This is a genomic window from Pseudothauera hydrothermalis (genome assembly GCF_003345255.1).
GTDB classification, from domain to species: Bacteria; Pseudomonadota; Gammaproteobacteria; order Burkholderiales; family Rhodocyclaceae; genus Pseudothauera; species Pseudothauera hydrothermalis.
Genome location: NZ_CP029331.1, coordinates 1,809,732 through 1,833,462 on the forward strand (window position 1 = coordinate 1,809,732; position 23,731 = coordinate 1,833,462).

The 23,731-nt window shown below is 62.2% G+C and carries 28 protein-coding genes; 3 read left to right on the forward strand and 25 right to left on the reverse strand.

Going from position 1 to position 23,731, the window contains the following annotated elements; genetic code table 11:
* Nucleotides 1-4: 4 nt before the first annotated feature.
* The 16 genes from uvrC to rpoE all read right to left on the reverse strand — a co-directional run bounded on the left by uvrC (nt 5) and on the right by rpoE (nt 13,762).
* Nucleotides 5-1,819 carry an excinuclease ABC subunit UvrC gene (gene uvrC, locus DIE29_RS08740; RefSeq protein WP_108079945.1) on the reverse strand — a complete coding sequence of 605 codons (1,815 nt, stop codon included), beginning with the start codon at nt 1,817-1,819 and terminating at the stop codon, nt 5-7.
* Nucleotides 1,816-2,928: a beta-N-acetylhexosaminidase gene (nagZ, locus tag DIE29_RS08745; protein WP_102041467.1), complete on the reverse strand. Its 1,113-nt coding sequence runs from the start codon at nt 2,926-2,928 to the stop codon at nt 1,816-1,818. The genes uvrC and nagZ overlap by 4 nt, the downstream gene beginning before the upstream one ends.
* On the reverse strand, nt 2,925-3,302 hold the full coding sequence (gene acpS, locus DIE29_RS08750; RefSeq protein WP_102041466.1) for a holo-ACP synthase: 378 nt from the start codon (nt 3,300-3,302) through the stop codon (nt 2,925-2,927). Before acpS ends, nagZ begins: the two co-directional genes overlap by 4 nt.
* Nucleotides 3,299-4,054: a pyridoxine 5'-phosphate synthase gene (locus DIE29_RS08755; RefSeq protein ID WP_102041465.1), complete on the reverse strand. Its 756-nt coding sequence runs from the start codon at nt 4,052-4,054 to the stop codon at nt 3,299-3,301. The genes acpS and DIE29_RS08755 overlap by 4 nt, the downstream gene beginning before the upstream one ends.
* Nucleotides 4,051-4,782: a DNA repair protein RecO gene (recO, locus tag DIE29_RS08760; RefSeq protein ID WP_114649680.1), complete on the reverse strand. Its 732-nt coding sequence runs from the start codon at nt 4,780-4,782 to the stop codon at nt 4,051-4,053. The genes DIE29_RS08755 and recO overlap by 4 nt, the downstream gene beginning before the upstream one ends.
* A gap of 18 nt (nt 4,783-4,800) precedes the next feature.
* Nucleotides 4,801-5,712, reverse strand: coding sequence for a GTPase Era (era, locus tag DIE29_RS08765; protein WP_102041463.1), 912 nt, complete (start codon nt 5,710-5,712; stop codon nt 4,801-4,803).
* Complete coding sequence (gene rnc / locus DIE29_RS08770; protein ID WP_114649681.1) at nt 5,709-6,380, reverse strand: ribonuclease III; 672 nt, start codon at nt 6,378-6,380, stop codon at nt 5,709-5,711. Before rnc ends, era begins: the two co-directional genes overlap by 4 nt.
* A 5-nt stretch (nt 6,381-6,385) precedes the next feature.
* Entirely contained in the window at nt 6,386-6,742 is a 357-nt protein-coding gene (locus DIE29_RS08775) for a DUF4845 domain-containing protein (RefSeq protein ID WP_108079941.1), read from the reverse strand.
* 15 nt (nt 6,743-6,757) lie between these two features.
* Nucleotides 6,758-7,546 (reverse strand): signal peptidase I, encoded by a 789-nt coding sequence (gene lepB, locus DIE29_RS08780; RefSeq protein ID WP_108081048.1) that lies wholly within the window; start codon nt 7,544-7,546, stop codon nt 6,758-6,760.
* Between the two features lie 40 nt (nt 7,547-7,586).
* On the reverse strand, nt 7,587-9,386 hold the full coding sequence (gene lepA, locus DIE29_RS08785) for a translation elongation factor 4 (protein ID WP_108079940.1): 1,800 nt from the start codon (nt 9,384-9,386) through the stop codon (nt 7,587-7,589).
* 95 nt (nt 9,387-9,481) lie between these two features.
* On the reverse strand, nt 9,482-9,742 hold the full coding sequence (locus tag DIE29_RS08790; protein ID WP_108079939.1) for a glutaredoxin family protein: 261 nt from the start codon (nt 9,740-9,742) through the stop codon (nt 9,482-9,484).
* A 4-nt stretch (nt 9,743-9,746) separates the two neighbouring features.
* The gene (locus DIE29_RS08795) at nt 9,747-11,189 is read right to left on the reverse strand and encodes a Do family serine endopeptidase (RefSeq protein ID WP_418332809.1); all 1,443 of its coding nucleotides are present in this window, start codon (nt 11,187-11,189) and stop codon (nt 9,747-9,749) included.
* Between the two features lie 7 nt (nt 11,190-11,196).
* Nucleotides 11,197-11,655, reverse strand: coding sequence for a SoxR reducing system RseC family protein (locus DIE29_RS08800; protein WP_114649683.1), 459 nt, complete (start codon nt 11,653-11,655; stop codon nt 11,197-11,199).
* A complete protein-coding gene (locus tag DIE29_RS08805) occupies nt 11,652-12,617 on the reverse strand; it encodes a MucB/RseB C-terminal domain-containing protein (RefSeq protein WP_114649684.1) in 966 nt (321 codons plus the stop codon). The genes DIE29_RS08800 and DIE29_RS08805 overlap by 4 nt, the downstream gene beginning before the upstream one ends.
* A complete protein-coding gene (locus tag DIE29_RS08810; protein ID WP_335740047.1) occupies nt 12,614-13,129 on the reverse strand; it encodes a sigma-E factor negative regulatory protein in 516 nt (171 codons plus the stop codon). Before DIE29_RS08810 ends, DIE29_RS08805 begins: the two co-directional genes overlap by 4 nt.
* Nucleotides 13,130-13,162: 33 nt before the next feature.
* Nucleotides 13,163-13,762 (reverse strand): RNA polymerase sigma factor RpoE, encoded by a 600-nt coding sequence (gene rpoE, locus DIE29_RS08815; RefSeq protein ID WP_108079935.1) that lies wholly within the window; start codon nt 13,760-13,762, stop codon nt 13,163-13,165.
* Between the two features lie 227 nt (nt 13,763-13,989).
* Between rpoE and nadB the strand changes: the two genes are divergently transcribed.
* On the forward strand, nt 13,990-15,567 hold the full coding sequence (gene nadB / locus DIE29_RS08820) for an L-aspartate oxidase (RefSeq protein WP_114649685.1): 1,578 nt from the start codon (nt 13,990-13,992) through the stop codon (nt 15,565-15,567).
* A 50-nt stretch (nt 15,568-15,617) separates the two neighbouring features.
* Here nadB and DIE29_RS08825 read toward each other — a convergent pair whose 3' ends face one another.
* From DIE29_RS08825 to DIE29_RS08865, 9 genes are all read right to left on the reverse strand, one after another.
* Nucleotides 15,618-15,983: a protein YgfX gene (locus DIE29_RS08825; protein ID WP_114649686.1), complete on the reverse strand. Its 366-nt coding sequence runs from the start codon at nt 15,981-15,983 to the stop codon at nt 15,618-15,620.
* Nucleotides 15,984-16,066: 83 nt separating this feature from the next.
* Entirely contained in the window at nt 16,067-17,305 is a 1,239-nt protein-coding gene (gene fabF / locus DIE29_RS08830) for a beta-ketoacyl-ACP synthase II (RefSeq protein WP_114649687.1), read from the reverse strand.
* A gap of 137 nt (nt 17,306-17,442) precedes the next feature.
* Nucleotides 17,443-17,682, reverse strand: coding sequence for an acyl carrier protein (gene acpP, locus DIE29_RS08835; protein ID WP_102041450.1), 240 nt, complete (start codon nt 17,680-17,682; stop codon nt 17,443-17,445).
* A gap of 90 nt (nt 17,683-17,772) precedes the next feature.
* Entirely contained in the window at nt 17,773-18,531 is a 759-nt protein-coding gene (fabG, locus tag DIE29_RS08840) for a 3-oxoacyl-ACP reductase FabG (protein WP_114649688.1), read from the reverse strand.
* Nucleotides 18,528-19,469 carry an ACP S-malonyltransferase gene (gene fabD, locus DIE29_RS08845; protein ID WP_108079931.1) on the reverse strand — a complete coding sequence of 314 codons (942 nt, stop codon included), beginning with the start codon at nt 19,467-19,469 and terminating at the stop codon, nt 18,528-18,530. The genes fabG and fabD overlap by 4 nt, the downstream gene beginning before the upstream one ends.
* A gap of 60 nt (nt 19,470-19,529) precedes the next feature.
* Nucleotides 19,530-20,495, reverse strand: a complete 966-nt coding sequence (locus tag DIE29_RS08850) for a beta-ketoacyl-ACP synthase III (protein WP_114649689.1) — start codon at nt 20,493-20,495, stop codon at nt 19,530-19,532.
* Entirely contained in the window at nt 20,492-21,505 is a 1,014-nt protein-coding gene (gene plsX, locus DIE29_RS08855) for a phosphate acyltransferase PlsX (protein ID WP_108079929.1), read from the reverse strand. The genes DIE29_RS08850 and plsX overlap by 4 nt, the downstream gene beginning before the upstream one ends.
* Before the next feature lie 93 nt (nt 21,506-21,598).
* Nucleotides 21,599-21,778: a 50S ribosomal protein L32 gene (gene rpmF, locus DIE29_RS08860; protein WP_102041445.1), complete on the reverse strand. Its 180-nt coding sequence runs from the start codon at nt 21,776-21,778 to the stop codon at nt 21,599-21,601.
* Between the two features lie 29 nt (nt 21,779-21,807).
* Nucleotides 21,808-22,323, reverse strand: a complete 516-nt coding sequence (locus tag DIE29_RS08865; RefSeq protein WP_114649690.1) for a YceD family protein — start codon at nt 22,321-22,323, stop codon at nt 21,808-21,810.
* 117 nt (nt 22,324-22,440) lie between these two features.
* Between DIE29_RS08865 and DIE29_RS08870 the strand changes: the two genes are divergently transcribed.
* Both DIE29_RS08870 and DIE29_RS08875 read left to right on the forward strand, forming a co-directional pair.
* Nucleotides 22,441-23,016, forward strand: coding sequence for a Maf family protein (locus DIE29_RS08870; protein WP_108081046.1), 576 nt, complete (start codon nt 22,441-22,443; stop codon nt 23,014-23,016).
* Entirely contained in the window at nt 23,013-23,729 is a 717-nt protein-coding gene (locus tag DIE29_RS08875) for an SAM-dependent methyltransferase (RefSeq protein ID WP_108079927.1), read from the forward strand. Before DIE29_RS08870 ends, DIE29_RS08875 begins: the two co-directional genes overlap by 4 nt.
* The last annotated feature ends 2 nt before the right edge of the window (nt 23,730-23,731 follow it).

The following is a 23,731-nucleotide window of genomic DNA, read 5'->3' on the forward strand; positions in this document are numbered from 1 at the left end:
AGCATCAATGCAGCGCCGAGTATATCTGTTCGGCAAGTTTTCGGTTGATGCCGTCGACCCGGCACAAGTCCTCCACGGTGGCCTTGCGCACGCCGTCCAGACCACCGAAGGTAGCCAGAAGGTTGCGCCGCCGGGTCGGGCCGACGCCGGGGATGTCTTCCAGCCGCGAGCCGATGCGCGCCTTGGCGCGACGCGCGCGGTGCCCGGTGATCGCAAAGCGGTGGGCTTCGTCGCGGATTTCCTGGATAAGATGCAGCGCAGGGGCATCCGGGCTCAAATGCAGCGGTTCGCGCCCGTCCGGAAAAATCAACGACTCCAGCCCCGGCTTGCGGTCTTCGCCCTTGGCCACGCCGATCATGGGCACTGCCTCGAGGCCGACTTCGGCCAGGATGGCACGCGCTGCGCTCACCTGCCCACGACCGCCGTCGATCAAGATCAGATCGGGACACAAGCCCTCCCCGGCTGCCACTTTGCCGTAGCGGCGCTCCAGCACCTGACGCATCGCGGCAAAATCATCGCCAGCGGTAATGCCGGTGATGTTGTAGCGCCGGTAGTCGGCATTTTTCATCTGACCATCGACACAGACCACGCATGAGGCCACGGTGGCTTCACCCATGGTGTGGCTGATATCGAAGCATTCGATGCGCCTGGGCAGCTCGGCCAGATCCAGCGCCTCGCGCAGTGCTTCCAGGCGTTGCTCGCTGCGTCCGGTATCGCGTGCGCGCGCCTGGATGGCGAGCCGAGCGTTTTTGTGCGCCATCTCCATCCATGCCTTCTCGGCCGCGAAACGCGGCGCAACCAGCGTGCAAGGAGTATCCGAGAGCTCGGCGAGCAACTCGCGTAAGGCCGCCGAAGGCGTCTGAACCAGCAGGCGTGCCGGCATCGGGTGCATCGCGTAATGCTGCTCGATGAACGCTGCCAACGCATCCTCCGCACTACAGCCTGCAGCGTTGGCCGGAAACTGCGGCCGATCGCCTAAATGACGACCGCCCCGCACCATGGCGATATTCACACAGGCCACACCGCCGTCTTCGACCGCAGCGATGATGTCTACGTCTTCGTCTTTGCGGCTATCGACAAACTGGCGATGCAGCACCGCTTGCAGCACCCGGATCTGATCGCGGTAGCCGGCCGCGTGTTCGAATTCCAGCCGCTCTGCGGCCGCGTTCATGCGCGCGGTCAGGTCATCGATGACTTCGCTGGCGCGTCCATCCAGAAACCGCGCGGCCAGTTTCACATCGGCCGCGTACGCCGCCTGATCGATCAAGCCCACGCACGGAGCGGTGCAGCGCTTGATCTGATGCAGCAAACAAGGCCGCGAGCGGTTATGGAACACCGAGTTTTCACAGGTGCGCAGTTGGAAGGTTTTTTGTAGAAGATGAATGCTCTCGCGCACCGCCCAGGCATTGGGAAACGGTCCGAAGTAGCGCGCCCCTTTGGCAAAGGCGCCGCGGTGATAAGCCAGGCGGGGAAACGGGTCGGCCGATAGCTCGATATAAGGGTAAGACTTGTCGTCACGAAAAAGGATGTTGTAGCGCGGCGCCAGGCTTTTGATCAGATTGTTTTCCAGCAGCAACGCCTCGGCTTCGGAACGGGTCGGGGTGACATCGACCCGCACGATTTGCGCCACCATCATGGCAATGCGCGGGCTGGACAGCGTCTTCTGGAAGTAGCTGGCAACCCGGCGCTTGAGATTCTTGGCTTTGCCGACGTAGAGCACACGCTCTTCTGCGCCGATCATTCGATAGACGCCGGGCTCCTCCGGTACCGTCTTGAGGAAGGTACGTGCATCGAAACCAGGCGTTGCGCGACTGCTCATACTTGCGCAGGCGGGGTATCGCCGCTGGTGCCGGCGGCCATCATCGGGGCCGCCAGATCGCGCGCAACCAAGGCATGCACCGCTTGGCGCGCATGGCAATAGCGCGGAACGAGCTCCAGTGCGAACGGATCGGGGTGGCGCGGCTGGCCGCGCAGCGCAGCCAAGCGCTGGCTGGCGGCGGTTTTTGGCGCGGGCGCCCAGCGGCCGAGCAACTCGTCGGCCAAATCGGGACGGTTACACACCAATACCATGTCGCAGCCGGCCTCATGGGCCGCACGCGCACGGCCGAGGATGTCGCCGGCCACCATCGCACCGGCCATATTGAGGTCATCGCTGAAGATCGCACCGGTAAAACCGATGCGGCCACGCAGGATATCCTGCAACCAAAAACGCGAAAAACCGGCCGGATGGGGATCAGCCGCCGGATAGATGACATGCGCCGGCATCACCCCGCCGAGCTGCCGCCCCAGACGATGGCGATAGGGCGCGATATCCTCCTCCCAGATCGCTTCGAAGCTGCGCTCATCGACCGGCACCTCGACGTGGGAGTCGGCCTCGACATGGCCATGTCCGGGAAAATGCTTACCAACGCTTTTCATGCCGGCATCCATCATGCCAGCCACCAGTGCCTGGGCGAGCGCAGCAGTCACGGCCGGATCGCGGTGCAAGGCGCGGTTGCCGATCGCCCGGCTGCAGCCGTAGTCCAGATCGAGCACCGGCGCAAAACTGAAATCCACCCCGTGGGCAAGCAGTTCGGCGGCCAGCACGAAACCGGTGTCGCGCGCCGCATCCAGCGCGGCCAGATGATCGTCTTCCCATAAGGCGCCCAGCGTACGCATCGCCGGCAAGCGGGTAAAACCATCGCTGCGAAAACGCTGCACCCGGCCGCCCTCGTGATCGACCGCAATCAGCAAGCTCGGTGTGCGCAGCGCGCGAATGTCGGCGGTGAGCGCAGCCAGTTGTTCGGAGTCGCTGAAATTGCGGGTAAACAAAATGACACCGCCGACCAACGGGTGTTGTAGCCGGATGCGTTCGGCCGCGGTAAGCGTGGTGCCCGCCAGGTCCACCATCACCGGCCCCATGGGAAGTTTCACCGCACAGACCGTCATGCGCGTTCGATCAAAGCAAAAGCCACCACATGATCTGCCTCATCGGCCAGACTGAGGTGGGCGGACAAACCGCGCTCGGCCATGTATATCGCCAGACGTTCGTCATACTCGAAATGAGGCTGACCCAGGGCATTATGTTCCACCGCCACCGCATGCAGGGTGGCGGGCACCGCCACACCGGTACCGAGCGCCTTGCCAAAGGCTTCCTTGGCAGCGAAGCGCTTGGCCAGAAAGCGCGCCGGATCGCGGCTGGCCGCCCAGGCGGCGCGCTCGCTGGCGGCCAGAATACGCACAGCGAAACGCTCGCCATGGCGTCTTAACGCCTGGCGCACCCGCGCCACCGCGACGATGTCGGTACCGATGCCGTGAATCATACCGGCTGGCCGGCAGCCTGGCGCATCAGCCGCTTCATCTGCGCCACGGCCTCACGCAAACCAACGAACACCGCGCGGCTGACGATGGCGTGCCCGATGTGCAGCTCGCGCACACCGGGCAGGCGGGCAATGGGTTGAACGTTGTAGTAGTTGAGCGCATGACCGGCATTGAAGCGCATGCCCAATGCGCGTATGGCCTCGCCCGCAACCGCGACGCGCTGCAGTTCGGCCCGCACCGCCGGCGCTTCGGGATCGCGCCCGGCGCTGTGAAAAGCGTGGGCGTAGGGGCCGGTATGCACCTCGCACACCCGCGCACCAATGCGCGCAGCCGCGTCGACCTGTGCCAGATCGGCATCGATGAACACACTGGTGAGGATACCGGCATCGGTCAGGCGGGCCACGACATCCTTGAGCGCGGACTCGTTGGCGACGATATCCAGGCCGCCTTCGGTGGTCACCTCCTGGCGCCCCTCAGGCACCAGCATGGCCATCTCGGGCTTGACCCGGCAGGCGATGCCGACCATCTCGGCGGTAGCCGCCATTTCCAGGTTGAGCTTGACCTGGGTGAGTTCGCGCAGGCGGCGCACATCCTCGTCGTTGATGTGACGACGGTCCTCGCGCAAATGAATGGTGATGCCGTCCGCGCCGCCCAGGTGGGCTTCCACTGCGGCCCATACCGGGTCCGGCTCCCAGGTCCGACGGGCTTGGCGCAGCGTGGCCACGTGGTCGATATTGACGCCGAGTTCGATCACAGCTCCTGCAACTCCTTCAGCACCCGGCGCGACTGCAATGGCTGGCCGCCCAGGTAGTGGTTGATGATGGCGCGCAGCAGGTTTTTGCTTTGCACCAGGGTTTCGGTGGCGGAAAAGTCGCCGCGCACCATCGCCAACAGGCTCCGCCCGCTGATCAGTAAGGAATCGTCCGCGGGGGTAATGTCGCTGGCAACCGGCACCGGACCGCGCTCGATTATATAGAGGTAGTTCTGATCGGGCCGCACCGGCTGGCCACTGTCGGCCTCGGCGCCCAGTCCAGCGCTGTAGCCGAGCTCATGCAGCAGGGCCAATTCAAAGCGGCGCAGCACTGGCGCATAGGCGCCACCTCGGGCGAGTTCGCGCAACGCCCCGGCATAGGCTGCAAACAGGTGCGGATGAGCGTCCTCGCGCGCGGTCAAACGCACCAGAAGTTCGTTGACATAGTAACCGCACAGCAGTGCGCGCCCGCTGAGCAGCGGCTGGCCGCCCTGCCATTCTGCGCGCACCAGGGTTTTGATCTCCCCGCCGCCGGACCAGGCTATCAGCAAGGGTTGGAAAGCCATCAACACCCCGCGCAGCGGCGATTGCGGACGGCGCGCGCCCTTGGCCAAGAGCGCCACCCGGCCATGATCGCGCGACAGAATCTCGGCGATCAGACTGGTCTCGCGCCAAGGATAGGTGTGCAGCACAAAGGCGGGCTGCTGTTCGATGCGCTGCTTCGGACCCACGCCGCACCGCTGGATGGCTTATTCGTAACCGAGGCTTTTCAGCGCGCGCTCGTCGTCTGCCCAGCCGCTTTTGACCTTGACCCACACTTCCAGGAAGACTTTGCCGTCGAAGAGCTTTTCCAGTTCGAGACGCGCTTCGGAGGCGATGCGCTTGAGCCGCTCGCCGCCCTTGCCGATGACAATACCCTTGTGGCCGGGTTTATCGACGATGATCGCGGCGTGAATGCGACGCAGCCGGCCTTCGGTTTCGAATTTCTCGATCTCTACCGTCATGCCATACGGTAGCTCGTCACCGAGCAGGCGAAAGAGCTTCTCGCGCAGAAACTCAGCGGCCAAAAAGCGTTCGCTGCGGTCGGTGATTTCGTCCTCGCCATACAGAGGTTGGCCTTCCGGCAACAGCGCAGTCGCAGCACGGATCAGTTCATCCACGTTGGTGCCACGCTCGGCCGACAGCGGCACGATTTCGGCAAAGGGGAAAACCGTACTCATGCGCTCGATAAAAGGCAGCAAACTGCTTTTATCGCGCAGCCGGTCGATCTTATTGATCACCAGCACCACGCACGCGCCTTCGGGCAGCAGTTGGAGCACGATGCGGTCGTCCTCGCCAAAGCGTCCGGCCTCGACCAGAAAAAACACCACATCCACGTCGCCCAGCGCCTGCGTGACCGAGCGGTTCATCGAACGGTTCAGCGCATTGCGGTGGCGCGTTTGAAACCCGGGGGTATCGACAAAAACAAACTGCGCCCCGGCATCGGTACGAATGCCAGTCACCCGATGGCGAGTGGTTTGCGCCTTGCTGGAGACAATGCTGATCTTCTGCCCGATCAGGCGATTGAGCAGCGTGGACTTACCAACGTTGGGGCGCCCGACAATGGCAACAAAACCGGTGCGAAAACCGTTTGCGCCGGCCGCGGAAGTGGATTGGTTCATTTCTTTCTCAATTGGCTTAGCGCCAGTTCAGCCGCCTGCTGTTCAGCGGCCCGCCGGCTGGCGCCATGACCCACGGTGCGCAATGGCGGCGATTCGATTACACAGGCCACCTCGAACTGCTGCGCGTGGGCCTCGCCCAGCACTTTGACCATTTCATAATGCGGCAGTTTGAGCTTGCGGCCCTGCAACCATTCTTGCAACGCCGTCTTGGGGTCCTTGCTCGATGAGCGCGGATCGAGCTCGGCCAGCACCGGTTGGTAGAGGCGGTCGATCACCGCTTTGGCTGCGGGAAAGTCCCCATCCAGTAACACCGCCGCACACAGCGCCTCCAGCGCATCGGCAAGAATTGAAGGACGACGCGCACCGCCCGATTTCAATTCACCTTCGCCCAAACGCAGGTTATCGCCGATTTCAAGCTCGAGTGCGATCCGATAGAGCGCCTCCTGACGGACCAAGGCGGCGCGCAGACGAGACAGCTCGCCTTCGCGCAAATCGCCGAAGCGCTGGTAGAGCGCCATCGACACCACACAGTTGAGGATGCTGTCTCCCAGAAACTCCAGCCGCTCATTGTTGGGCTGGCCGAAGCTTCGGTGGGTGAGCGCCTGACGCAGCAGCGCGGGGTCTGCAAACGTGTGACCGAGCCGGTTTTGCAAGCGGGAAAGATTCATCCGGCTCAGTTCGCCGACGACGCATCGAAGGCGATCAGCAGACTGACATTGCCGGCCACCGGCACGGTACGCTCGTAGGCCACCCGTATCACCACGCGGCCACCTTCTTTGGTAATGACCAAGTCCTCACCCTTGACCGAGACGATGTCATCGATCTGTGCGCGACGGGTAAAGCTGCTACGCATCTGTGAGATCGTCGCACCGTTATCGCCCTCGTCAGCCACCTGCGGCAGGATACGCTTGATCGCCATGTATTCATTGATGGCCGGCACGGTGCGAAACCCGAGCAAGAGAAAAAACGCGAGAAAGGCACCGACGATCAAGGTGCTGACCAAACTCAGGCCGCGCTGCGAGTTTTTCATTCGACGCTCTCCCTTTTAGTCGAAACGGCCGATGCGTTTCATGTCTTTGAAATTGAACCAGATGAAAAACGCGCGGCCGACGATGTTGTCGTCCGGCACAAACCCCCAAACCCGGCTGTCGCTGCTGGCATCGCGGTTATCACCCATGACGAAATAATGCCCTTCAGGGACGACACAGCGCACGCCGGCGCTAGTATAGGTGCAGCGGTCACGGAAGGGAAAATCCATGACCTGGGTCAGGTAGGCCGGCGCATCGTTCTCGATCAGAATACGATGCTCGACCTCACCCAGTTTTTCGACGTAACGGGGCGAATAGTACAACCGGTCGGTGTGCAAATACTGTCCGTCGGGTTCCACCCTGACCGGCTCGCCATTGATCGTCAGTCGCTTGTTGAAATACTCCACTTTGTCCCCGGGAAGCCCCACCACTCGCTTGATATAGTCCAGCGAAGGGTCTGCCGGATAACGGAACACGATCACGTCGCCGCGCTGCGGGTCGTTGATCGGAATGATTTTCTTGTTGATTACCGGCAGGCGGATGCCATAGGTCCATTTGTTGACCAGGATAAAGTCACCCACCAGCAGGGTTGGAATCATCGATCCGGATGGGATTTTGAACGGTTCCACGACAAAAGAGCGCAGTACGAAAACGATCAGAATCACCGGAAAAAAGCTCGCGCCATACTCTACCCACCAGGGCGACGGCGCACCCGGAGCACGGCGCGCGCGGGCATAGAAGCGGTCGGCCAGCCACAAAACGGCCGTCACCACCAGCAGCAAAAACAGAATCAGGGCAAAGTTCACGCGCACTCCATGAGCACAAAAGGCGGAAAAGGTCGTCGTGTCACTTGCCGTCCTCGACCCGGAGTACGGCCAAAAAAGCTTCCTGCGGAATTTCCACGTTGCCGACCTGCTTCATCCGCTTTTTGCCTTCCTTCTGCTTTTCCAGCAGTTTTTTCTTGCGGGTAATGTCGCCGCCATAGCATTTGGCCAGCACGTTCTTGCGCAACGCCTTGATCGTTTCGCGCGCGATGATGTGCGAGCCGATCGCCGCTTGCACCGCCACATCGAACATCTGCCGCGGGATCAGGCCGCGCAGCTTGGCTGCCAGTTCGCGGCCGCGGTACTGGGCGCTGGCGCGATGCACGATGACCGAGAGCGCATCGACCTTTTCACCGCCAACCATCAGATCGAGTTTGACCAGATCGGCGCACCGGTACTCCTTGAATTCATAGTCGAGCGAGGCATAGCCGCGCGACACCGATTTGAGCTTGTCAAAGAAGTCCATCACCACTTCGTTCATCGGCAGATCGTAAATCAGCTGCACCTGCCGGCCGTGGTAGCGCATGTCGAGCTGGATGCCGCGTTTCTGGTTGCAGAGGGTAATCACCGGCCCGACATAATCCTGCGGCAGAAAAATATTGGCGGTGATGATGGGTTCGCGAATTTCCCGGTACTTGCCCGGATCGGGCAGCTTGGCCGGATTTTCGACATGGATCACGGTACCGTCGTTGAGCACCACCTCATAGACCACCGTGGGCGCGGTGGTGATCAGATTCATGTCGAACTCGCGCTCCAGGCGCTCCTGCACGATATCCATGTGCAGCAAGCCAAGAAAACCACAGCGAAAACCGAAGCCAAGCGCTTGCGAGACTTCCGGCTCGAACTGCAGCGAAGCGTCGTTCAAGCGCAGTTTTTCCAGCGAATCGCGTAACTGGTCATATTCGGACGACTCCACCGGATACAAACCGGCAAACACCTGCGGCTTGATTTCCTTGAAACCTGGCAGCGGCTCGGCGGCCGGCTGGGTGGCCAGCGTGACGGTATCGCCCACTCGGGCGGCATCGATTTCTTTGATGCCGGCAATGACAAAACCCACGCTACCGGTTGGCAGTTCTTCGCAGACCATGGACTTTGGGGTAAACACCCCGACCTGCTCGCACAAATACTGCGCGCCGGTGGACATCAAACGGATTTTGTCCTTGGGCCTGAGCACGCCATCGACCACCCGCACCAGCATGACCACGCCGACGTAGTTGTCGAACCAGGAGTCGATGATCAATGCCTTCAGCGGCGCCTCTGGATTGCCGCTCGGGGGCGGCACCCGGGCAACGATGGCTTCCAGCACCGCTTCGATGCCCAGCCCGGTCTTGGCCGAGCACAAAATGGCGTCGGTGGCATCGACGCCGATGACGTCTTCGATCTCGGCGCGTGCGCGATCGGGATCGGCTGCGGGCAGGTCGATCTTGTTGAGCACCGGCACCACTTCGACGCCCTGGTCGAGCGCGGTGTAGCAGTTGGCCACGGTTTGCGCCTCGACGCCTTGCGAGGCATCGACGACCAGCAGTGCGCCCTCGCAGGCCGCCAATGAGCGGCTGACCTCGTAGGAAAAGTCCACGTGCCCCGGGGTATCGATCAGATTCAGGCGATAGAGCTGACCGTCCTGGGCCTTGTAATGCAGCGCTGCAGTCTGCGCTTTGATGGTGATACCGCGCTCGCGCTCGAGATCCATGGAATCGAGCACCTGCTCGGCCATTTCGCGCTCGGACAGACCGCCGCAATACTGAATGAGCCGGTCCGCGAGCGTGGACTTGCCGTGATCGATGTGGGCAATGATGGAGAAATTACGCGTATATTGCTGCATGGATGACAACAGAAAGGGCGCCTTTCGGCACCCTGTTGAACTGGAAAACGGCTGCAGCCTCCCTTTGGAACGGGTCTCGGCCGCAAAGCGCAGCGCTAAGGCGCGGATTCTAACGGAAAACCGCCGCAATAAGCACGAACCGCGGCCTCATCGAGATGGTAGTGGCACAAAGGCCGCTCGCCGGCCAGCACCACCGGCACCAGTTCATCCCAGCGCGCCTGCAATTCAGGATGCTGGTCGACATCGACTACCTTCACCGTCCAGCCCAGTTCGCGCGCCAGAGGTTCGAGCCGCGCGATGAGTTCGTGGCACAAATGGCACCATTGGCGGCTGAGCACGGTCAGTTCCGGTTGCATTGCTTCACTGCCTGCCTTTGAGGCTCAGATAACTTTCCACCTCACCGCGCAGCACCAGCACGGTCACATTGCCGCCGTCTGCCAATACAGCCCGCGCAGGGTCGAAATCGGAAAGTTTATAGAGTGGCCGGTGTTTGCCGCCTTGGACCATTGCCAACAAAACATCCCCAGGCCGCAGCCCCGCCAGCGCAGCCATACCCTGCGCCCGTTCGACCACCAACCCGTACTTGAGCCGGCGCTCGCGGCGCAGCGCGGCCGGCGGCTCGGTCAGCACCAGGCCAACGCCCGCGGGCGGCTGGTCTTTGCGCAGGCTTACAGGCCGCGGCTGCGCCTCATCGGCCCACTCGCCAACCACGACCGTCAAGCGCTGCTCAGCCCCTGCGCGCATCACGGTAAGCTCAGCCGCTTCGCCCGGCCGGCTGGCGGCAACGATACGCGGCAAATCCGTGGCATTGGCCACGACGCGGCCCGCAAAGCGCACGATCACATCGCCCTGCTCGACGCCGGCCACGGCTGCCGGGCCGCCTGGCTCCACCGCACTGACCAGCGCACCTTCTGCCCGCGCCAGACCGAAACCTTCTGCCAATTCGCGCGACACGTCTTGAATGGCCACCCCGATGCGCCCGCGGCGCACGCGCCCAGCTTCACGTAACTGGGCCTGCACCTGCATGGCCACATCGATCGGAATGGCAAACGACACCCCCATGAAGCCGCCGGTACGACTGTAGATCTGAGAATTGATGCCCACCACCTCGCCTCGCAGGTTGAATAGCGGCCCACCGGAATTGCCGGGATTGATCGCCACGTCGGTCTGGATGAAAGGCACGAAATTCTCGTCTGGCAGCGAACGCCCTTTGGCACTGACAATACCGGCGGTCACCGAATGATCGAAGCCAAACGGCGAGCCGATGGCCACCACCCATTCGCCCACCTGCAGCGTCTCGGGGTCTCCCAGCGTCACCCGGGGCAGATCAGTCGCCTCGATTTTGATCAACGCCACGTCGCTGCGGACGTCCGCACCAATGACCCGTGCGAGCATTTCGCGCTTGTCAGCCAGACGAACGATGATTTCCTCCGCGCCGGCGATCACATGCGCATTGGTCAGGATGTAGCCGTCTGCACTGATGATGAAACCCGATCCCAGCGACTCGTCCTCCGGCTCGGGTTCCAATTCCGGCATCCGCAGATGAGGCGGTATAAAACGGCGAAAAAAATCAAACCTCCACCCCTGCTCATCAGACCCGAACAACCCGACGGCGCGCTCGCCGACTTGCTGGGTGGTGCTGATATTGACCACCGCCGCCCCCTGTTTGGCGACCAGTGCGGTGAAATCCGGTAGTTCGACCGCCAGCGCCGCCTGCACGGCGCCCCACAGCACCACACCCAGCGCACAGGCGCACCACCTGCGCGCCAGAGAGCCGCGGAAAAAAGAAAACACGACGCTCACCGAGACTTCACCTGCCCTCGTCGACAGCATGTCCGCACGCGGGAGCGACGGCCATACACAACCCATTGCGCCAACGCCTGCTGCGCAAAAGCAACCGATTGCATGCCCAGGCCAGCAGCAATCCGGCCAGCGCACCGGCCAGCACGGCCACATCCGCAGCGCTACCGGCCACCGCACCTACGCCCCCCCCGACCACCATCAACACCGCGGACAGCGCGTAACCGGCCAACGCAGCACGAAGCGGCGCGCCATCGTCGATAGAAATGAGCACCGGATCACCCGGCCGTGCGCCGATCGAATTGGGCAGGCAAAACAACTCAGTGGGCGACTTGAAAAGATGGGCAATCTTGACCGAACGACACCCCCCGGGTTCATGACAACGGCCGCAGCCGCCTGCCTGTTCGCTTACCCGGACCCACACGTGGTCGCCCTCCAGGCGCTCGACAATTGCACGCGCCTGGATCATCGCGCTGCGGCCTCGACCGCTTCACTGGCACGTTGAACCGCACGAAGCGGCACCTCACCCAGGGCAGTGACCAGGTGTCCATTCAATGGGCGCTTGTAGATGTTGATCGCACCGGCTCTGGCTGGCGAAAACGTCCCTGGGGGTTCTTGGGTGCCCATCGGTTCAACGAAAACAGAGATGGTCGCCAGACCATCGCTGAGCACCATATGCACCACCTCGCCCCGCCCTTCGCCCAATGAGCGTTTGAAGACCGCACCGAGCGTAAAACCCGGCAGCACATCTTTCAGCACCCAGCCCGCTTCTTGCGGACTCACCGCATTGCCCCGGGTATCCACCAAATGCCAGCTTTCATCTTTGCGGTAGCGCGGCGACAGCGCTTCGCGGTCTATATCGCCAATACGCACTTCGCTGAACGTGAATTGCTCGATGATCTCGCCGCGCTCATTGACCATGCGCGCCTTGAGCAGCAACCCGGACTGTCGCTCCGCCCACAGCATGTGGCCGTAACGCAGCTCATCGCGCGGATCGAGCACGATCAACTGGCTCTCATAGCCAGCCACCCGGGCGGTCTCACCTTTGCGGATCCGGTAGTTTTGGGCAAGTCCGGCATAGGACACGGGAATCTTGGCCGGGAACGCCCGACGCCCGTCCGGCTCGTCAATGATCACCGTCTTTTGCTCTGGCAGCACACAGCGCACTGCGCCGTTGGCGCGAATGACCTCACGCGGACTGCCGTCGAGAACTTCCAAGCGCTCGTACTCACCGGTGGCATCCACCAGATGAGCGATACGAGAAGTTTCCAACTGTTGCCCAGCCTGGTAGATGAAAGTACCGGAATAGTTGAGCTGCTTGGATGCCGCAGCAATACGCCCCAGCCAGGCCAGCGGATCGTCAGGCGCTTCGGCGAGAACTGGCATCGCCAGCGTCACGCCGAGGCAAAAGACCACAAACAACCGTTTCATCGACCAATTTCCGGCTGGATCTCGGATACGGTCCGCACATAATGCACCGCTCCCGAAAGCGGCCCGCCGCTCATCGCCTGATGAACAAAAACATATTGGCGATGCGGATCGGATTCAATCGCCGCTTCGCGTCGTGCGCTTGCCACGACCGGCGGCTTCGCCACCGCTGCAGACGCTGTTAAGGTTCCCGCCTTAGAATCCTGCGTAGAGAGGGTGTGTGCCACCCAACCGACCGCGGCCACGCCCATCAGCGACGCGGCCAGCGGCATCACCGAGCGCCAGATCGATCTGGCTGCCTGGCTGTCGGCCATCGCTGCGGGCGCAAAGAGCACCGGTTCATGTTCGATTTCAGCCATCACACGCGACACGAAATCCCGCGGGGCACTGTGCTCGCCACGCAACACATCGCCGATCAGGCACCAGGTGTCCCAATCTCTACGCGCAGCCGGGTCGCGCTTGAGAGCATCGAAAACGGCTGCCGTGCACTGCTCATCCAGGCCGCCATCGAGCAAGGCTGACAGTTTGTCTTTCATCACCACCACCCACTACCAACGTTTGTCAGGAGCCGTATCCAGCAACGGCCGCAGTCTTTCTGCAATCGCCTCGCGCGCACGGAAGATCCGCGAGCGCACCGTCCCAATCGGACAATCCATGATGCCGGCGATTTCTTCATAACTCAGGCCCTCGATCTCGCGCAGCATGATCGCCGTGCGCAATTCATCGGGCAGCGCCGCCATCGCTTCTTCAACCGTCTCGCCAATCTGGCGGGTCATCAACAAGCGCTCGGGCGTGTTGATGTCTCGCAACTGATCGCCTTCTTCAAAGGTTTCTGCTTCCTCCGAATCGAACTCGGTCGAAGTCGGCGCACGCCGCCCTTGCGACACCAGGAAGTTTTTCGCCGTATTGATGCCGATGCGATATAACCATGTGTAAAACGCACTATCGCCACGAAACGAACCCAAAGCGCGGTAGGCTTTGATGAACGTCTCCTGCGCGACATCCTCTACTTCGGCCGGATCGCGGATCAGGCGCGACAACAGCCTATGCAGCTTGCGCTGGTACTTTGACACCAGCAAGCCGAAGGCTTGCTTGTCGCCGCGCTGTACGCGTTCGACAAGCAACTGATCGATTTCGCGATCGCTCATGAGCAGGTCGTTGTTATACGTTGGGGATCAAAACCGCCGAAGTATAAGCGACCGGCTGCGCGCTCAGCAAAATCATTGCCTAAGCCACTGACAGGCCCCCTTACGAATAGTTCAGATGCCGCAAGGGCTTTTTACCCCCATTTCGCCGATCTTTGACCGAAGCAGACACACGTCGTGCCCATGCTATATTTCGCCCGTTTTTCTGCCTCGCCCGGAAGCGACCGATCTTGCTAAAACAATTCGATGTCCTGATTCTCGGCAGCGGCACTGCCGGTCAATCCCTCGCACTGCGCCTGGCCGATCGCGAGCAACGGGTGGCGCTGATCACCAAACGCTCACTCGCCGACAGCGCCAGCGCCTGGGCGCAAGGCGGCATCGCTGCGGTGTTGGACAGCACCGACAGCATCGAAGCGCACATTCAGGATACCTTCACCGCGGGCGCCGGTCTGTGCGATCCGGTTGCCACCCGCTTCGTGGTCGAACACGGCAAAGCCGCCATCGACTGGTTGATTGCGCGCGGCGTGCCGTTTACCCGTGAGGATGCCTCCAGCGTCGGCTACCATCTCACGCGCGAAGGCGGACACTCACACCGACGCATCATTCACGCTGCCGACGCCACCGGTGCCGCCGTACAGGCCACGCTGACCAAACAAGTCTTGGCTCATCCTTACATCACGGTCTTCGAGCAGCACATTGCCATCGATCTGGTGTTGGGCGACAAAATCGGTCATCCCGGCAAAGGTTGCCTGGGCGCCTACGTACTGGATCTGGCCAGCGGACAGGTGGTGACGTTCAGCGCGCCCAACACCGTGCTGGCAACCGGCGGCGCCGGCAAGGTTTATCTCTATACGACCAATCCCGACGTTGCCACCGGAGATGGCATCGCCATGGCCTGGCGAGCCGGCTGCCGGGTGGCCAACATGGAATTCATCCAGTTTCACCCGACTTGCCTGTACCACCCGCAGGCTAAATCATTCTTGATTTCCGAGGCGGTACGCGGCGAAGGCGGCGTGCTGCGCCTGCCCGACGGTACGCGCTTCATGCCTGAACACGACCCGCGCGCGGAACTTGCCCCGCGCGACGTGGTGGCCCGCGCCATCGACTTCGAGATGAAAAAGCGCGGCATCGACTGCGTCTTTCTCGACATCACTCATAAGCCCGCGGCATGGCTGCGCAGCCACTTTCCCAACATTCATGCACGCTGCCTGGAGCTGGGTATCGACATCACCCGCGAACCGATTCCGGTGGTGCCGGCAGCACACTACACCTGTGGCGGCATCGTCACCGATCTGTCGGCGCGCACCGACGTGCCCAACCTCTATGCGGTCGGCGAATCGGCCTGCACCGGTCTGCACGGTGCCAACCGCCTGGCGAGCAACTCCTTATTGGAGTGTCTGGTGTTTGGCCAGGCCGCTGCGCAAGACATTCTCGCCAAACCGCGCACGCCGAATCCGCCACTGCCCGACTGGGATGAAAGCCGGGTGACCGACGCCGACGAGGAAGTGGTCATCTCGCACAATTGGGCGGAACTGCGCCGCGCGATGTGGGACTATGTGGGCATTGTGCGTACCAATAAGCGCCTGCGCCGTGCCCGCCACCGAATTCGCCTGCTGGCGCGCGAGATTCACGAGTTCTATTCAAATTTCCGGGTCAGCAACGATCTGATCGAATTACGCAACCTAGTGGTCACCGCCGATCTGATCGTGCGCTGCGCGCTTCGCCGCAAGGAAAGCCGCGGACTACACCACTCGCGGGATTACCCCGACCTGCTGCCAAAGGCGCGCAACACGATTCTGCGACCATGATGCAGGGGAGTGAACCACCACGCGGGATGCGACGGTCCTCGCATCGCAGCTCAGTACGACATACCGCGGTCGATCCGCGCCCCGGCTTTATGCCGCAACCAAATACGCAGCACACGCCAACCGCCGGGCGGTAGCGCATCGGGCGCCAGCATCATCGCACCGCGGCGTCCGTCATCGCCGAGCCAGTGCAGCCAGAGCGCCCACCCGAAATCAGTAGTGGATGCGAGCACACGCAGCCTGCCGCCTTCACCCAACTCGAACTCTCCATCATCGGCAAGCAACAGCGAACCGGCCGCCTGCCGCCGTAGCGCAAGCCCCAATGACAAGAAAATCGCTGCGCCCAGCGTAAGCGAAAGCACGAAAGGCAGATCCAAAAACAGCAGCGCTGATGCGGCGATGCCATGCATCGCGCACATCAGCGCTTTGATCCTGGCCGAGGGTCGCAGCTTCAGCCTGATCGGGTAACGCACTGCGCAGCCCCCGGATCAGAGCGGCGGATTTACTTCAGCCGACGAAACACCAGCGTGCCATTGGTGCCGCCGAAACCAAAGTTGTTTTTCAGCGCCACATCGATGCGCATTGGCCGGGCTACGTTGGCACAATAATCCAGATCGCACTCCGGGTCCTGCTCGAAGATGTTGATCGTCGGCGGCGAAACCTGGTGATAGACCGCCAACGCGGTAAACACCGACTCCAACCCGCCGGCACCGCCGAGCAGGTGACCGGTCATCGACTTGGTGGAATTGACCACCAGCTTCTTGGCGTTATCAAGCCCGAAAGCGAGCTTGATTGCCTCAGTTTCGTTTTTATCGCCGAGCGGGGTGGATGTGCCGTGCGCATTGAGGTAGTGCACCTCATCCGGATTCACGCCGGCGTTTCTCATAGCGCACACCATACTGCGGCGCGGACCGTCGGTATCCGGCGCAGTCATGTGAAACGCATCACCACTCATGCCAAAGCCGGCAATCTCGGCGTAGATCCTGGCGCCGCGGCGCACCGCGTGCTGGTATTCTTCGAGCACCAACACGCCCGCACCTTCACCCAGCACAAAACCGTCACGATCCTTATCCCACGGCCGGCTGGCGGTTGCCGGGTCGTCGTTACGGGTCGACAGCGCCTTGGCCGAGGAGAATCCACCGATGGCCAAAGGTGTGACGGTGGATTCGGCGCCGCCGCAAACCATCACGTCGGCATCGCCGTACTCGATCAGACGCGCGCTGGTGCCAATTGCATGCAAACCGGTGGTGCACGCGGTGACCACCGCGAGGTTGGGCCCCTTCATGCCATACATGATCGACAGATTGCCGGAGATCATGTTGATGATGGTGCCGGGAATGAAAAACGGGGAAATCTTGCGCGGACCGCCGGAAAGATAATCGTCATGCGTTTGCTCGATCATCGGCAGACCACCGATGCCCGAGCCGATATTCACGCCAATGCGATCGGCGTTGGCCTCGGTGACCTCGATCCCCGAATCGCGAATGGCCTGGATAGCGGCCGCCATGCCGTAGTGGATGAACACATCCATGCGGCGCGCCTCTTTGGGCGACAAATACGCCGATACATCGAAGCCCTTCACTTCACCGGCGATGCGTGCAGCAAACGCACTGGCATCGAACCGGGTGATAGGACCAATGCCGCTCTTGCCGGCGACCAGGTTTTCCCAAGCTTCGGGGACGGTATTGCCGACCGGCGAAATCAATCCCAGGCCGGTTACGACGACTCTACGACGCGACACAGGCGGCTCCGTATACGAACAGGGCGGAGAATGTGGAAAACAACGGCGAAATGTCGAAGCAGACGTTTCGCGGCCGGCCCGGGACACCGCAACTGCGGGACCCGGACGGCTTGCGGCCGATGCGCCGCAATGAGGCGTTACTTCTTCAGATGAGCAGTGACGTAGTCGATCGCCTGCTGAACAGTGGTGATCTTCTCGGCTTCCTCGTCCGGGATCTCGCACTCGAATTCTTCTTCCAGCGCCATGACCAGTTCCACGGTGTCCAGCGAATCCGCGCCCAGATCGTCCACGAACGAAGACTCGTTTTTGATCTCCGATTCGTTCACGCCAAGTTGCTCAGCGACGATTTTCTTGACGCGCTGTTCGATGTTCTCCATGAACAAACTCCTTCCCTGATAGATGCAGGTGTATGAAAAAAGCCGGCGTATTCTACCAAAAACCGCCGTAACCGCTATCGCAGCCAGCGATTACGACATATACATACCGCCATTGACGTGCAACGTGGTGCCGGTGATGTAAGCGGCCGCCGGAGAAGCCAGAAAAGCCACCGCAGCGGCAATCTCTTCCGGCCTGCCCAAACGGCCCAGCGCGATGCTGCCCAACAACGCATCGCGGGCGGCTTCCGGCAGCGCCCGGGTCATGTCGGTGTCGATGAAACCGGGCGCCACGCAATTGACCGTGATGTTGCGGCTGCCCAGCTCGCGCGCCAGCGCGCGGCTCATGCCGGCCACGCCGGCCTTGGCGGCGGCGTAGTTGGCCTGTCCGGGATTGCCCGCACTGCCCACCACCGAGGTGATATTGACGATGCGGCCATAACGCGCCTTCATCATGCCGCGCATCACCAACCGGCTCATCCGAAACACCGCCTTGAGATTGGTGTCGAGCACCGCATCCCACTCTTCGTCTTTCATACGCATGGCAATGTTGTCCCGGGTGATGCCGGCGTTGTTGACCAGCACGGTCACCGCACCGAAGCGCTTTTCCACCTCGCCGACCAGCGCCTCACAGGCAGCCGCGTCGGTGACATCGAGCACCCGGCCTGCACCCTTGAAGCCCGCCTCACTGATCGCTCGATCGATCTCGGCCGCACCGCTTTCGGAAGTAGCGGTGCCGACCACGGTGGCGCCCAAGCGGCCAAGCTCCATCAGCACCGCGCGGCCGATGCCACGCGATGCGCCGGTCACCAGGGCAATCTGCCCTTGCATACTGAACACTTCTGCGCTCATTGTGCTTGCCCTTTCACGGCCGCGATGGCCTGTTCCAAACTGGCGGCGTCATGCGCCGAGCCACCTTCCACTTCTTTGGCGATGCGCTTATTCATACCAGCCAGCACCTTGCCCGGACCGCACTCGATGACCTGGCTGATACCGCGCCGCCCCATCTCCTGCACGGTCTCGATCCAGCGCACCGGGGAAAACGCCTGCCGCACCAGCGCGTCACGGATCTTCTCGGGCTCGTCATAGACGGCCACATCGACGTTGTTCAGCACCGCAATCTGCGGTCTGGCGATGGTCACCCCGGCCAGCCGTTCGGCCAAGCGTTCGGCCGCGGGTTTCATCAGCGCGCAATGGAACGGCGCCGAAACCGGCAACAGCACCGCGCGCTTGGCGCCTTTGGCCTTGGCCACCTCCACGGCACGTTCGACCGCTGCCTTGGCGCCAGCAATGACGATCTGGCCCGGCGCATTCAGGTTGGCGGCTTCCACCACCTCGCCTTGCGCCGCTTCGGCACAGGCTTCACGCACGGCGTCCGCTTCCAAACCGAGCAGTGCAGCCATCGCGCCCTCACCGGCCGGCACCGCCTCCTGCATGGCCTGGGCGCGAAAGCGCACCAAGGGTACCGCATCGGCAAAGGCCAGCGCACCGGCCGCGACCAGCGCGGAATACTCGCCCAGACTATGACCGGCCACCATCGCTGGCTGCGGACCGCCCGCAGCCAGCCAAGCGCGCCAGACCGCCACGCCGGCGGCCAACATCAGCGGCTGGGTGTTGACAGTAAGCGCCAGGCGCTCGGCCGGCCCCTCGCAGACCATCTGCCAGAGATCTTCGCCCAAGGCGTCGGATGCTTCGGCAAACGTGTCGCGGATCACGACGTTCTCGCCGTAGCCGGCCATCATGCCGACCGACTGCGAACCCTGTCCCGGAAAAACCAGCGCAAAGCTCATCTTTGCCTCCCACGTTACGCCGCGGCACGGCAGGCCGCAGCGTCATTTTCAAAGGATCGATCAGAAATCGAGCAGCACCGCACCCCAGGTGAAACCGCCACCCACGCCTTCGAGGATCACCCGATCGCCCGGCCGGATGCGTCCGTCGCGCACCGCAAAGTCCAACGCCAACGGGATCGAGGCGGCCGAGGTGTTGCCGTGCCGATCCACCGTGGTGACCACCCGATCCATCGACACCCCCAGGCGCTTGGCCGTGGCTTGCAAAATGCGGATGTTGGCCTGGTGCGGAATCAACCAATCGACTTCTGCCGCATGCAGCCCGGCTTGCGCCAATACCTCCAGCGCCACATCGCCCAGCACCTTGACCGCAAACTTGAACACCGACTGGCCGTCCATACGCAGGAAGGGGTCGCCGATGACCTGTCCGCAGGCCACACTGCCGGGCACGCACAAAATGGAGTGGTGACTGCCGTCGGCGTGCAGGGCGCTGGCACGAATGCCGGGGGTGGAACTGGCTTCGAGCACCACCGCCCCGGCCCCGTCGCCAAACAACACGCAAGTACTGCGATCCGACCAGTCCAGGATGCGCGAGAACACCTCCGCACCCACCACCAGCGCACGTTGGTGGCTGCCGGAGCGAATGAACTTTTCGGCCACGCTGAGCGCATAAACAAACCCGCTGCACACCGCCTGCACGTCGAAGGCCGCACAGCCGTTGCGGATAACCAGTTTGGATTGCAGCAGCGCTGCGGTACTCGGAAAAACGTAATCGGGCGTTGAGGTCGCGACGATGATCAGATCGATGTCCTGCGGGTGACAACCCGCCGCTTCGATCGCACGCTCGCTGGCGATGCGGGCCAGTTCACTGGCGCCGACATCGGCCGGCGCCAGATGGCGGGAACGGATCCCGGTACGCTCGACGATCCAGTCGTCCGAAGTTTCCACGCCGCGAGCGACCAGATCGTGATTGGTGACCGGCTCGCCAGGCAGATAGCTGCCGGTACCGGCAACACGCGCGAAAATCATGCTGTTTCCCCGTGGCTCATTGCCGCCATGCGGCTGCCGATGCGCTCGATCAACTGATTGGCGGCTGCTTCGGCCGCACGATGGATCGCCTGCTCGAACGCATAGGTATCTGCCGATCCATGACTTTTGACCACCACGCCGCGCAGACCCAGCAATGTGGCGCCATTGTAGCTGCGGTGATCGACCCGCCGTTTGAAAGCCTTGAGCGCCGGTAAAGCCGCCAGCGCCATCAATTTGGTCAGCAGGTTGCGGGCGAACTCTTCCTTGAGGAAGGCGGTGAGCATTTGCGCCAGACCTTCGGAAGTCTTCAGCGCAACATTGCCCACAAAGCCGTCGCACACCACCACATCGGCCGCCCCCTCGTAGATGTCCTCGATATTGCCGCAAAAATTGAGGCCGCTCGCGCGCAGCAATACAGCCGCCTGCTTGACGACTTCGTTGCCCTTGATTTCCTCTTCGCCGATATTCAACAGCCCAACGCGGGGACGCTCGACATGCTCGACCGCTGACACCAGCTGCGCGCCCATGATGCCGAACTGCAACAAATGCTCAGGGCTGCAATCGACATTGGCACCGAGATCCAATACATACGTGCGCCCTTGCCGGGTGGGCAGCACGGTGGCAATGGCGGGCCGGTCAATACCCGGCAGCGTCTTGAGCACGAAGCGGGCGATCGCCATCAAAGCACCGGTATTGCCGGCGGACACCGCCGCCTGAGCTTCGCCTTCCTTGACCAAGTTGATGGCCACCCGCATCGATGAATCTTTCTTGTTTTTCATCGCAGCCTGCGGCGCTTCATCCATGCCCACCACTTGGGAAGCAGGATGAACACGCAGACGTTCGCCAAACACGGCGGCGGCATTGCCCAAGGCCGGGCCGAGCGCGTCGGGCTGACCGACGAGCACGACACGGGCATCAGGATGGCTACGCAGAAAAGCCAGCGCAGCCGGCACAGTCACCAGCGGACCGTGATCGCCACCCATGCAGTCGATTGCAACGGTGACACCCATCGGTTTCTCGTGCGGAATCAAACTGAAAATTCAGGACGAAAAAACGGCGCACGCGCCCGAAGCGCTGCGCCGCTTTGTACAGAAAAAAGGCGCTTATTCGCCCTTGACCTTGACTACTTTCTTGCCGCGGTAAAAACCATTCGGGCTGATATGGTGACGCAGATGCACCTCCCCCGTAGTGGCTTCGACAGCCAGCGGCGGGGCGCTGAGAAAATCGTGCGCACGGTGCATGCCACGCTTGGACGGGGATTTTTTATTTTGCTGAACGGCCATGAATCGCTCCTAAAAACAATGAGTCGTACCTACCGCACACCCGGCCTGGCTTTCAACCCGGCGAGCGCCGCGAAAGGCGATTTTTTCTCGCCCCCGCCCTCAGGGCGCGGAACCTCGCAATCATCGTGTCGCGGCGCAATCGGCAAGGCCAGCAGGATTTCTTCTTCGATCAGCGCAAGCACATCGAAATCCGCCCCGGCCTCCACCGTGTCCTGCTCATCGTCTTCCAGCTCATCGTCGGGGATCTCATGACCGACCGGCACGATCAGCAAGCGGGACGTCAGCGCCAAGGGCCAAACCATCTCATCCAGGCAGCGCTGGCAACGCAGCTTCAAAGCCACCGAAGCGGTGAGCAAAAGCCGCGGCTTGCGATCTTCACCCACTTCGCCAGCCAACTGCCATGTCACCACGCCAGACGCTTCGACGAGCTGATCGACGAGCCGCTCAAGCCCCGCCACCGCCACCTCTCCACGCAGCACACGCGCCTCCCGCGCGAACTTGAATGGATCGGCCAGCAAGACCGGTTGAACGCCTTGTTGCGACATAAGCGGGCCATGATATTATTTTCGGCCTACTCTGTCAAAGCCAAGGCAGCGATTCCTCCTTGGCCGGCCGCCCCGCCTTGGCGTCACGGCGACGCGCCTGTCTTTTTCAATACCCCAATGAAACTCGTCCTCGCCTCCACCTCGGCGTATCGCCGGATGCTACTCGAACGCTTCGGTATTCCTTTTATCACCGACCGCCCGGACGTGGATGAGACCCCGCACCCCGGTGAGACGCCGCCGCAAACCGCCGAGCGACTGGCGATCGCCAAAGCGCGCGCGGTCGCCGCCACCCATCCGGAGGCATTGATCATTGGCAGCGACCAGGTCGCATACCTGGGAGACGAGATATTCGGCAAACCCGGCACCGTCGAACGCGCCATCGCTCAGTTGCAACGCATGCGCGGCAAAACGGTGGTCTTTCACACCGCGCTCGCCGTGCTCAATACCACCAGCGGACGATTGCAATGCCAAGGCGTTGCAACCAGCGTGCGTTTCCGGATGCTCACCGACACCGAGATCATCCGTTACGTCAATAAAGAGCGCCCACTGGACTGCGCCGGCAGTGCCAAGTCCGAAGGCTTGGGCATTACCTTGCTCGACGCCTTATCTGGCGACGATCCGACCGCATTGATCGGCCTGCCGCTGATCGCTCTGTCGCGCATGCTGCGCGCAGAAGGCTTGGAGCTGCCATGAACGCAGCGCGCGGCAGCCTGGTGCTGATTCCGGTCAGTCTCGGCCCGGCCCCCTGGCAGCAGTTTCTACCCGAGCATGTTCAACGCACCGCTGCCGGACTCACCCATTTTGTGGTTGAAAACGCCAAAACCGCGCGCGCGCAACTGAAGCGGTTGGATTTCCCCGGCGCGCTTCGCGACACCAAGATTTCCGAACTGCCGCCCGAGCCCTCGCGTGCGGCGCTCGACGCTCTGCTTGCCCCCGCACTGGCTGGCCACGACATCGGCCTGATGTCGGAAGCCGGCTGCCCGGCGGTGGCCGACCCCGGCGCGCACTTGGTGGCGCGCGCCCATGCGCTGGGCCTGCGAGTGGTGCCACTGGTCGGCCCCTCATCGATTTTGCTGGCTTTGATGGCTTCCGGCCTGAACGGCCAAAGCTTTGCCTTTCACGGCTACCTGCCGGTCGACGATGTTGCCCGCGATGGCCGACTGCGGGCACTGGAGGATGAATCCCGCGCGACGCAACGCACCCAGATTTTCATCGAAACGCCTTATCGCAACACACGCATGTTCGACGCCCTGCTACGGGTGTGCCGCCCGGAGACGCGGCTATGCGTTGCACGTGAGCTGACCACCGCGGACGAATGGATCCGCAGCCAGACGATTGCCCAATGGCGCCTGGCACCGCCACCCGAGCTGGCGCGCCGGCCCGCACTGTTCTTGATTCTGGCCTGAGC